Origin of the sequence: Lactobacillus acetotolerans DSM 20749 = JCM 3825 (assembly GCF_001436775.1) — a bacterium.
GTDB lineage: Bacteria > Bacillota > Bacilli > Lactobacillales > Lactobacillaceae > Lactobacillus > Lactobacillus acetotolerans.
Genome location: NZ_AYZC01000048.1, coordinates 1 through 10,055, shown reverse-complemented (window position 1 = coordinate 10,055; position 10,055 = coordinate 1). Strand labels below are relative to the sequence as shown.

The following is a 10,055-nucleotide window of genomic DNA, read 5'->3' as shown; positions in this document are numbered from 1 at the left end:
ACATTGGCTTCATGACCTATTTGAATCAGTGTTGCACTTAATTTGATAATTCAGGAACAAAAACTTCAAGGTCTAAATATAAACCTTGAAGTTCTTTTATTATTCACAATCTTGGAATACTAGATTAAGAATTTTTCACTCTTTAAGTAGAAGTGTTTTACCACAGTAGTGAGTAAGATATAAAGAATAAGAATTCCTAAAATTACCCACATATAGCTGAGTGGCATTGGACCAAACTTAAGTGGCTTGGCCAACCATGAGAATGGAAGTAAGGTACCAATAATACCTGCCCCAAACGTGGACAATACAACGGCTGTGGATGCATGTTGCTTAATGAATGGAAACCTTTTATCACGAAGTGCGTGGATAACCATTTCTTGTGTCCAGAGTGACTCAATAAACCAACCGGTATGGAACAATGCAATAAAGAGTGCTTTTTGTGCCAGATTAATTGAATTGAAATTACCGCCAACTAACTTTGGACAAATGATAAAGAAGAGTAAACCAAAGGTAATAACATCAAATACCGATGACGTTGGGCCAAAGTAAAACATGAACTTTGGCAACTTTTTTGTTGACCAAGTCCTTGGCCCCTTTAAGTACTCATCGGACATCGTATCAAACGGCAGTGATAAACAACTAGTTCCGTACAAGAGATCCAAAATAAGTAGTTGCAGTGGCAACATTGGTAAGAATGGTAAGAACGATGATGCAACCATGATCGAAAGGATATTACCAAAGTTAGAAGACAAGGTAATCTTAATGTATTTCATGGTATTACCAAAGACTTTTCTACCAATTCTTACTCCCTTTTCAAGGACGTTTAAGTCCTTATGGAGCAGGATAATATCGGCCGATTCCTTAGCAATATCAACAGCCGTATCAACCGAAATAGATACATCGGCAGCCTTCATTGCTGGGGCATCATTGATACCGTCACCCATGTAACCAACCGTGTGATCATTCTTCTTTAGCAGTTCAATAATCTTAGTCTTATCTTCAGGTGACAATTTAACGAAGATGTTACACTCTTCAACCATCTTGGCTAATTCTTCGTCACTCTTATTTTCTAAGTCACTGCCAGAATAAACCGTATCAACATTTAACCCGACTTGTAAGCCGACTGTTCTTGTAACGGCCTCGTTATCACCAGTTAAAATCTTAACGGTGATACCATCGTGCTTAAGTTTAGCCAAGGCTTTCTTAGCACTTTCTTTTGGTGGATCCAGGAAGGCTAAGAAGCCGAACAAGGTTAAATCACTTTCATCTTTAACGGAGAACTCACCAACAGGTGCTGGATTCTTCTTATAGCCAACCATGATGACCCGCAAGCCATCATCATTCATATCATCAATTTTGGCTAAAATATCTTTTTTACGATCCTCAGTCAACGGTAAAATCTTGCCGTTGGATTCCATCTTGGTTGAAACCGACAGCATTTCTTCAGCAGCACCCTTAGTAACTAAGAGGTGCTCACCATGTTCCTTATCAGAGTTAGCAACTACAACACTCATTCTTCTTCGATTAAAGTCAAACGGAATTTCATCAATCTTGTCATAGTCACGCTGGATTTCATTTACATTGAGTTCATCCCCAGCAGCATCAATTACGGCCTTATCTATTAAGTCCTTCATCCCTGTTTGGTAGTATGAATTCAAATAAGACAATTCCAAAACATGCTTAGTTTCACGCAAGTTTAAGTCATAGTGTCGCTCAAGCACAACCTTATCCTGAGTTAAAGTACCAGTTTTATCTGTACACAAAACATCGGCAGAACCAAAGTTTTGGATGGAATTCATCTTCTTAACAATCGTGCCGTGTTTAGACATTTCTACTGAACCTTTAACTAAGTTCGTAGTTACGATTACTGGAAGCATTTCTGGGGTTAAACCAACGGCGGTTGCAATCGCAAAGATTAAAGCATTGATCCAGTCACCCTTGGTTAGTCCATTAATAATGAAAACTAGCGGAGCAATGATTGCTGTCATGGTAATTAACAATTTAGAGATGTTTTTAATACCGACGTCAAAGGTAGTTTCTTTAATGTCGTTTCTAGAAATATCCTGAGCAAGTTTACCAAACATGGTGTGCTCACCAGTCGCAAAAACAACCCCAACCCCGGAACCAGAAACAATCGTTGTTCCTTCGTAAAGGATATTAGGATAATCTAAGTAATCCTTATCTTTACCAAATTCAGGTACTTTAGTTGCTATTTTTTCTACAGGTTTAGACTCACCATTTAATGAACTAGATGAGCAGAAAAGATCCTTACTCCTAAGTAGACGCATATCGGCAGGAACCATGTCCCCTGCAGCTACGTTAATAATATCCCCAACAACTACACTTTTAGTTGGTAGTTCTTGGTCTTTACCGTCACGTTTAATATTGGTAGTGACCGAAACCATTTTAAGCAAGTCGTTAACAGCATTAGATGAACGTACATTTTGGACAAAACTGGTTATTCCAGAAATAAACACCATCAAAAGCATGATAACAACTGTACTTAAATCTTTTTGGTTTGCTGGTACAAAAATGTAATCAGTAAACAATGATAATGTGGCTAAAATAAGCAAGACCATCGTAAACGGCGTTAAAAATGCTTCAGCTAAAAAGCGTAGCTTTGAATCATGCTTATTAGTCGCTATCTTATTTGAACCATATTCCTTGCGGTTTTCTTCAGCTTGTTTGCTAGATAGGCCTTCCGCACTAGCATGAAGTCTTGCCAAAGTTTCGGTTCTCGTCTCTCTAGCAATCTTCTTTACTAGTTTTAGATCAGGATTGCTAGCATTAGTACTCGGTTTCCTTAGCATCCTTTCTTTTCCTCCTATAAATAATGCAAACAAACTAAAAGGAACACCTGTTTAATTGCAGGTGCCCCATCCCAAACAAGGTTTTTATACTCGTCATTCAGTTTTAACACTACGTGACGTAAATGCCTAGCTATCTGGATCCCGCCTTAAGTCGACGACACCTACTTAACCCGTTGGCATCTCTGGATGTTTCCGGGCAATAGCGTGTGTTCACGTAGGAGTCTCACCTAACAGTTTATTTGCTTGATTAATTATTACATTGTGAGTTTAGTCCTCAATCATTGATCAAGTCAACACAATTTCATCATTTTTTAATTTTGGGATCTTTCTTAAAGAAATAAACTAATCCCGTAATCAAAAGTGCAATGGCTAAGGCTATTGGCAAGGCTATCTTATGCGGATGACTAATCTTTGTTTGTTCATCATTGGTCAAATCATACTTATCAAGTGAATATTCGTATTGCTGGTCAATCGTGGTTGCACAAGCTTTAAATACAAAACGTAATCCCTTATTAAAGGTGGCCTTATTTCTGCTCCGCAACTCACTTACTTCGGCGTGGATAATATTAACCTGTGTATCAGCAGTAAAAGCACTGTGTAAATCCCGACTAGAATATATTTGAACGTTGTGCTTATTTTTTTTAACTCCTGCCACAATAAAAACTGTTCGTTTGAACTCGTTTAAATGCTTGGGAGTTAACTTGTTCACCCGTTTGACTGTTCGGACAATAATTTGCGGTTGTTCCTTAGTCTGAAAATACCGATCATTCTTCTCAATAATCAGCCTATTCGTATCTTTATCTAAAATGTGCGCATTATCCTGAATATTAGCTTCAGAAAAGCCAGTCATCGTAAAGAAAATACTAATTAAAGCAGTAATTAATAGAAGACTAATTTTCTGCTTCTTCAAGTTTATGAGCCAATTGCTCAACGTATTTACGATTGATTTTAATTTGTTCATAGGGTACCCCACAATCTTTGAATAAGCTGATTGCTAGCGGATTGTCATGGTAGTCAAAATAATAATTGATTTTTTTAATACCTGCTTGTACTAAAGCCTTAGAGCAATTATAACAAGGAAAATGTGTTACGTAGATTTCAGTTCCATCAGTTGAAACACCATTGCGCGCACATTGAATCAAAGAATTCATCTCTGAATGAATGGTTCGAACACAGTGCCCATCAACCAATTGGTGACCGACATCATCACAATGGGGTTGTCCTGAAACAGATCCATTATAACCTGTACCGATAATTCGTTTATCTTTGACCAAAACATTGCCCACTAAAGCCCGATCACAGGTTGATCGCTGGGCAATAACTAGAGCCTGCATCATAAAATATTGATTCCAAGGAATTCGATCACGCATTATTTTTACCTCTTAAAGTAATTTAAGCCAATTGCATCCCGAACTTGCTCAAGGGTTTCATTTGCTTTCTTATTTGCTTTTTTAGAACCTTCAAAAAGCATGTCATAAACAGCATCTTCATTTTTAGCATATTTTGCACGCCGTTCACGAATAGGAGCCAGCTCACTTTCCAAAACTTTATTTAAGTAACGCTTAATCTTTACATCACCTAAACCACCCTTTTGGTATTGGGCCTTAAGATCGGCTACCTTATCCTTATCAGGATCAAAGACATCAAGGTAGGTAAAGACGGTATTCCCTTCAACCTTACCTGGATCCTCAATGTGAATATGATCAGGATCGGTATACATTGACATAACTTTTTTTTGAACGGTTTTGGCATCATCTGATAAGTAAATAGCATTACCAAGAGATTTAGACATCTTGGCATTACCATCCAGGCCAGGCAATCTTCCCTGTCCCTTAGCTGGGAAATAACCTTTTGGTTCAAGCAAAACGTGACAATTATAAACCCGGTTAAAGGTACGAACAATTTCACGTGCCTGTTCAAGCATTGGCTCTTGATCATCACCAACGGGAATAATTGTTGCCTTAAATGCAGTAATATCAGCAGTTTGTGAGACTGGATAATTTAAGAAACCAACCGGGATAGAGTCATTAAACCCCTTCTGCTTAATTTCTGACTTAACCGTAGGGTTTCTTTCCAAACGGGCAACCGATACTAGGTCCATATAATAAGTAGTAAGTTCGAATAAGGCTGGAATTTGTGATTGAACAAAAATAGTAGATTTTTCAGGATCGATCCCAACAGCCAAATAATCAAGCGCAACTTGAATCAAGCTGTTGCGAATTTTTTCAGGATCGCGGGCGTTGTCAGTCAGAGCTTGCGTATCAGCAATCATTATGTATGGATCGTATTTACCTTCGTTTTGTAATTTTACCCTATTTTTAAGTGAACCAATATAATGTCCAATATGCAGTTTACCAGTAGGTCTATCCCCTGTAAGCAAAACTTTCTTTTTCATACTTATTCTCTCTTTTCTACATATTATTAAATATATTTTTTAATCCAGTAATTACTGTTAATCTTACCAAAAAACAAGTGATGATTAAACTAACTATAGCGGTACAATATAATTATATAGGAGAACATAAAATGTGTAACCAATTCAAACTACCAAGCTTATTAAATATTAAACATTATCTGGTAAATGACTTAAATTTGCCACTGGCCAAAACAGATACTGCATTACCAGAAAACCAAGATGTTTTCCCTAAACAAATAGCACCAGTCCTGCTCTACCAAAATAATAAATTACAGTTATCACCCAAAAGTTGGGGCTATCCTAGCCCGGTTGATAATAAGAAAGTATTATTCAACGCCAGGGTAGAACGCTTTTATCAGCAGAAGCCATCAATGTGGGACAAATCATTTGCTAAGCAGAGATGTTTAATTATTGCCGATAAATTCTTTGAATACGGTAAAAAAACATATCAGGCAGCTAATAACAGAAAGTACCATGAACGCTATAGTTTTCAAGATCCTGACAACCCATTAACCCTAATAGCCGGAATTTATGATGAACAACATTTTGCAATGGTCACAACTGAGCCTAATTCAGTAATGACGCCGGTACATAATCGCATGCCATTAGTTGTTAGGCCAGAAGAATTACGGCAATGGTTGTTCCAAAATTTTACCAAGTTAGTTGATCGCAGTAACGTTCCCTTATCTGCTAAAAAAATACCTAATAAAAATTAATTTGGCTTAAAAGTGGAAGCATGATAAAATAGCAGAGTAATGCGGGTATAGTTTAATGGTAAAACATTAGCTTCCCAAGCTGAAGATGCGGGTCCGATTCACGCTACCCGCTTAACTGGGAAAACGATGACCAAAGGTCATCGTTTTTTATTTTATAATCTATTATTTTTCCAATAGCCAATCAATGATATTCATTTTTTGAATTCCATTATAATTTGCGTCTTTGTTTAGTGTATCTAAAGTCAACAAATATTTAGGATAAGAATCCCCAATCCTCTGCAGTGATCGTAATTCTCTTTTCAGTACATTCTCATCTAACGTTGTTAAAGCAACTTGAAAATAGCGAGCTTCATTTCGCCCATTTAAAGCAACAAAATCTACTTCATATTTTCCACTCTGGCCCACATAAACATTTGGAAAGCGACGAAGTAATTCAAGATAAACTACATTTTCAATAATATGACCATAATCTTCTTGATGATCTGGCAAAAGCAAACGACACAATCCTAGATCAACAACATAATATTTACTATTACTGCTTAAAAGGTCATGATCATGAATATCATACCTTTTAGCTTCATACATTAATAAACTATCCAGGATTCCTTCAAGGTAACGATCAATAGTTTTATTACTTGTCTTATAACCATTACTTCGTAAAGTATTAGTAATCTTATTGATGGTTACCTGACTGCCAATATTACTAAACAAAGTTCGAATTAAACGTTCAAGAACAGGCACATCTTTAATATTTAGCCTAGTAACAATATCCGTTAATACAATCGTTGAATAAATACCTTGTAAGTATTCGATCCTTTCCTGATCAGTTTCAGTAAATAATGTATATGGAAATGAACTTTTTAGATACTGATTAAACATATCTTGATCATTGGTAAATTTATTATTTTGTTTGTGCCATTGAACAAATTCATTAAAAGATAAAGGCAACATGTTTAATTGAACGTAACGACCTGTTAATAAAGTTGCTATTTCACCACTTAAAAAGTAAGCGTTAGAACCGGTGATATATAAATCAACATTATCTTTAATGAAAAGTGAATCAGCTACTTTTTCAAAATTATGAACATGTTGAATTTCATCTAAAAAGATATAATTCATTTGATCAGGCAAAAGCTTTTTTTTAATGTAAGAATATAATTTTTCCGGATCGAGTAAATCTTCAAAGTCCATATCTTCAAAATTTAAATTAATTATCTGATTATCTTTCACACCAGTTTTCTTTAAATAATCACGAAACAATAAAAACAATGTAGATTTACCGGATCGACGAACCCCAGAAACCACTTTAATAATATGCTTATCTCGATTTCTCTTTAGAAAATTAAGATATTCATCCCTAGCTACATATTTTTGCTCTAACAAATTCGTTATCTCCTTTTACTTATATATTAGCAAAAGTTTGGAGTTAACTCCAAACTTTCAATGCTTTTACTATTTTTTGGAGTCAAGCTACAAGCTTTTACACATAAAAATGACGGTGGCATTAAAAACCACCGTCATTTTTTATTCAATTTAAATTTAAGTCATAATTACAAGGATTATTCCGTTTACTACTGCCAAATAAACAGGCATCCACAATGTTTGAGTGTACAGATAAGACCAAGCAAACAACATCCCAAATAATACGTTAATTATTAATAATGGTATAGAAGCTTGGAAGTTAAGTAAGCTGAATAAAACGCCTGAAGTAATAATTCCTAACGTAGCGGTAAGTTTTGTGCTTTCTCTAAACATATAATTAAAAAGAAAACCCGTAGTTAGAAATTCTTGCAAGATGGGTAAAACCATGCCAATTGCCAAAATCAGAAACCAGTACATGGTAATCGATTCATGTTTTAAATAATTAGTTTGAAAACCGTACCAAGCAACTTTGTTATATGACTGCAACCAGGAAACACTGATCCGTCCTGCTGTAACCACAAGGGTTAATCCAACCATTAAGCCAAAATTACCTAACCATGGCAAACTAAAGTCACGCTCAAAAAAACGTTGCTCACGATTAAAACGATATATGTAAAATAAAAGAACCATTGCTGAGATTAACGTAAATAAAATTAAATCCCATATTCGCACTGGTGATTTCATAGTAACTAATTTAACTACACCGGCAGCCATCAAATAGCTAACAAAGTAGACGATATAGCGAATCAAGTTACCCTCTCTTGATTCTGGCGTATTCACAAACTTCACTCCTATACACTCATGTACCCTACAAACCCCATATTATAGCAAAAAAAGACAGGTTTATGAAACGCCGTAAAAATTATTTCTTATCTATTTTTATATTATTAATATCATCAAGCTTAACCATTCTCCTTGTTATTATGATCTTATCCTCCTGATACCCTTCGACAAAGCCAACTATATCCGGATGTAAATTATCATTACCATCCACTTCCTTAAGTTGAATGTGGACCAAATAATGATTACTAAAGGCAGCTAATAACATTGCGCTAATTTCTTTTTCCGTCATCATTTTCTTTTCCTGATAAACAACGGCACGTTTACTCTTATCTTTATTAATTTTCATCGTATGGTCGCTTAAGTAAAAGCCGGCCCATTTCTCCATGCCACGATCTTGATAATTCTTAAAAAAATTTAGTACAATTTTATCAAATTTACTCATAAGCATTACCACCGTTATGGCCACCAACCAAATTGCTTCGTTTGATGGCAGTTGCACCTTTGGATAAACTGGAGGCCTTAACTAAACTAGTAAAACCATACTTTTGGCGAATTTTGTCAACGGTCATGGTGAATTTTCTCTTTTTGAGCTGTTGATCCGGACTCATAAAGAAAGTCAATTGTTCACCGGTATCCGGAATTAACTTACTATAATTAACTCCTAAAACTCTAACCGGTTCACCATGCCAATTCTTACGAAAAAGAATTACTAATTCATGAACCAAGCTTTGATTACTATTAGTAGGAGAAATTCTTTGCTGAACACTAAAGCCTTTACGCTGATTATTCCTTTTATATTCTGAAAAGCCAACATATAAACCAACACAACTCGCTTGCAATTTATGTGCTCGGATCCTTGCACCAACCTGTTCACCAATTTCTCGAAGCACAATTTCAATTTCCCGCTGATTTACATAGTCCCTAGTCAAAACTTGTGAATTCCCATAATTTTTCATTTTTGGAAAAAATTTATGACTAATTATGCTGCGATCAACTCCCCAACTCATTGCAAATAATTGTTCACCGATCACACCAAATTCTTGCTTTAAAGTTGCAGGATCGGTATGAGCGAGTTGGTACATATTATTAATGCCAAGTTTACGCAAACGCTTCGCTGTACGTCTACCTATCCCCCATACGTCTTCAAGTTTTGGAATTTTCCAGATAGTATCAGGGACGTCAATATAGTGCCAATAAGCAATCATTGAAATTTTATGCTTGGCAGAAATATCCATTGCTAATTTGGCTAATAATGGATTCTCACCAATACCACAAGTTGTATAAAGGCCAAGTGTATCATGAATATCTTTTTGAATTTTGCGTGCAACCAAATAAGGATCATTACCAAACAAACGCCAAGATTTAGTCATATCAATCATGCTCTCATCAATCGAGTAAACATGAATATCTTCTTCAGCTGCATATTTACGAAAAATATTCAGTACCTGCATGCTTCGCTTAATATAAAGGTTCATATGCGGTTCTACTAATTTCAAATCCGGGGCTTCTCTTTTAGAAGGTAAATCACGTGCCCGCATTACATTATTCAAATTATATTTTTTCTTAGCTAGTGGTGAGGCTGCCATAATTAATCCTGACCCGAATTTAGTATGTGGCTGACGTGATACTACAGCCAATACTGCCTTCATGGGATTTATCCCTAGTCGAACAGCTTCACAACTTGCAAAAAATGATTTGTTATCAATCATAAAAATTAATCTATGCGGTTCATAACGATAGTCATACATCAGTATCACTTTCTTTTTATTTTTTGAACTTATGTTCGTTACCATCATTATACAAACGTTAGTTTGGGTAAGCAAGTAAAAAAATAAGAAGCAGGCTACTATCCCAATGTCATTAAGTTAAGACATTGACGAAAGTTTAGCTTTATGAACCGAATCATTT

The 10,055-nt window shown here is 35.7% G+C and carries 9 protein-coding genes, 1 tRNA gene and 1 riboswitch; of the genes, 2 read left to right on the top strand and 8 right to left on the bottom strand.

The window, feature by feature from the left end; genetic code table 11:
* Positions 1 to 119: 119 nt before the first annotated feature.
* The 4 genes from mgtA to trpS all read right to left on the bottom strand — a co-directional run bounded on the left by mgtA (position 120) and on the right by trpS (position 5,205).
* Positions 120 to 2,810, bottom strand: a complete 2,691-nt coding sequence (gene mgtA / locus FC77_RS06755; protein ID WP_056970853.1) for a magnesium-translocating P-type ATPase — start codon at positions 2,808 to 2,810, stop codon at positions 120 to 122.
* Between the two features lie 81 nt (positions 2,811 to 2,891).
* Positions 2,892 to 3,052: riboswitch (M-box (ykoK) riboswitch) on the bottom strand.
* A gap of 62 nt (positions 3,053 to 3,114) precedes the next feature.
* Positions 3,115 to 3,660 carry a TPM domain-containing protein gene (locus tag FC77_RS06750; protein ID WP_188864929.1) on the bottom strand — a complete coding sequence of 182 codons (546 nt, stop codon included), beginning with the start codon at positions 3,658 to 3,660 and terminating at the stop codon, positions 3,115 to 3,117.
* Positions 3,661 to 3,700: 40 nt separating this feature from the next.
* Positions 3,701 to 4,180, bottom strand: coding sequence for a deoxycytidylate deaminase (locus FC77_RS06745; RefSeq protein ID WP_056970849.1), 480 nt, complete (start codon positions 4,178 to 4,180; stop codon positions 3,701 to 3,703).
* Between the two features lie 5 nt (positions 4,181 to 4,185).
* A complete protein-coding gene (gene trpS, locus FC77_RS06740) occupies positions 4,186 to 5,205 on the bottom strand; it encodes a tryptophan--tRNA ligase (protein ID WP_056970848.1) in 1,020 nt (339 codons plus the stop codon).
* 131 nt (positions 5,206 to 5,336) lie between these two features.
* On the opposite strand from trpS, the gene FC77_RS06735 reads away from it, so the two are divergent.
* Together FC77_RS06735 and FC77_RS06730 are read left to right on the top strand one after the other, a co-directional pair.
* Positions 5,337 to 5,942 (top strand): SOS response-associated peptidase family protein, encoded by a 606-nt coding sequence (locus FC77_RS06735; RefSeq protein ID WP_056970846.1) that lies wholly within the window; start codon positions 5,337 to 5,339, stop codon positions 5,940 to 5,942.
* A gap of 41 nt (positions 5,943 to 5,983) precedes the next feature.
* Positions 5,984 to 6,054: transfer RNA gene (locus FC77_RS06730), tRNA-Gly, on the top strand.
* 50 nt (positions 6,055 to 6,104) lie between these two features.
* Here the strand turns inward: FC77_RS06730 and FC77_RS06725 are convergent.
* The 4 genes from FC77_RS06725 to FC77_RS06710 all read right to left on the bottom strand — a co-directional run bounded on the left by FC77_RS06725 (position 6,105) and on the right by FC77_RS06710 (position 9,895).
* Positions 6,105 to 7,325 carry an ATP-binding protein gene (locus FC77_RS06725; RefSeq protein WP_056970844.1) on the bottom strand — a complete coding sequence of 407 codons (1,221 nt, stop codon included), beginning with the start codon at positions 7,323 to 7,325 and terminating at the stop codon, positions 6,105 to 6,107.
* 156 nt (positions 7,326 to 7,481) lie between these two features.
* On the bottom strand, positions 7,482 to 8,144 hold the full coding sequence (locus FC77_RS06720) for a CPBP family intramembrane glutamic endopeptidase (RefSeq protein WP_056970842.1): 663 nt from the start codon (positions 8,142 to 8,144) through the stop codon (positions 7,482 to 7,484).
* Between the two features lie 82 nt (positions 8,145 to 8,226).
* Positions 8,227 to 8,589, bottom strand: a complete 363-nt coding sequence (locus FC77_RS06715) for a hypothetical protein (protein ID WP_172644287.1) — start codon at positions 8,587 to 8,589, stop codon at positions 8,227 to 8,229.
* Complete coding sequence (locus FC77_RS06710; protein WP_056970840.1) at positions 8,582 to 9,895, bottom strand: Y-family DNA polymerase; 1,314 nt, start codon at positions 9,893 to 9,895, stop codon at positions 8,582 to 8,584. The genes FC77_RS06715 and FC77_RS06710 overlap by 8 nt, the downstream gene beginning before the upstream one ends.
* Positions 9,896 to 10,055 lie beyond the last annotated feature (160 nt).

Coding starts and splice junctions, on each gene's coding strand:
- FC77_RS06745 (WP_056970849.1), bottom strand. CDS start 4,180: ATGCGTGATCGAATTCCTTGGAATCAATATTTTATGATGCAGGCTCTA.
- FC77_RS06715 (WP_172644287.1), bottom strand. CDS start 8,589: ATGAGTAAATTTGATAAAATTGTACTAAATTTTTTTAAGAATTATCAA.
- FC77_RS06710 (WP_056970840.1), bottom strand. CDS start 9,895: ATGTATGACTATCGTTATGAACCGCATAGATTAATTTTTATGATTGAT.
- mgtA (WP_056970853.1), bottom strand. CDS start 2,810: ATGCTAAGGAAACCGAGTACTAATGCTAGCAATCCTGATCTAAAACTA.
- FC77_RS06735 (WP_056970846.1), top strand. CDS start 5,337: ATGTGTAACCAATTCAAACTACCAAGCTTATTAAATATTAAACATTAT.
- FC77_RS06750 (WP_188864929.1), bottom strand. CDS start 3,660: ATGACTGGCTTTTCTGAAGCTAATATTCAGGATAATGCGCACATTTTA.
- trpS (WP_056970848.1), bottom strand. CDS start 5,205: ATGAAAAAGAAAGTTTTGCTTACAGGGGATAGACCTACTGGTAAACTG.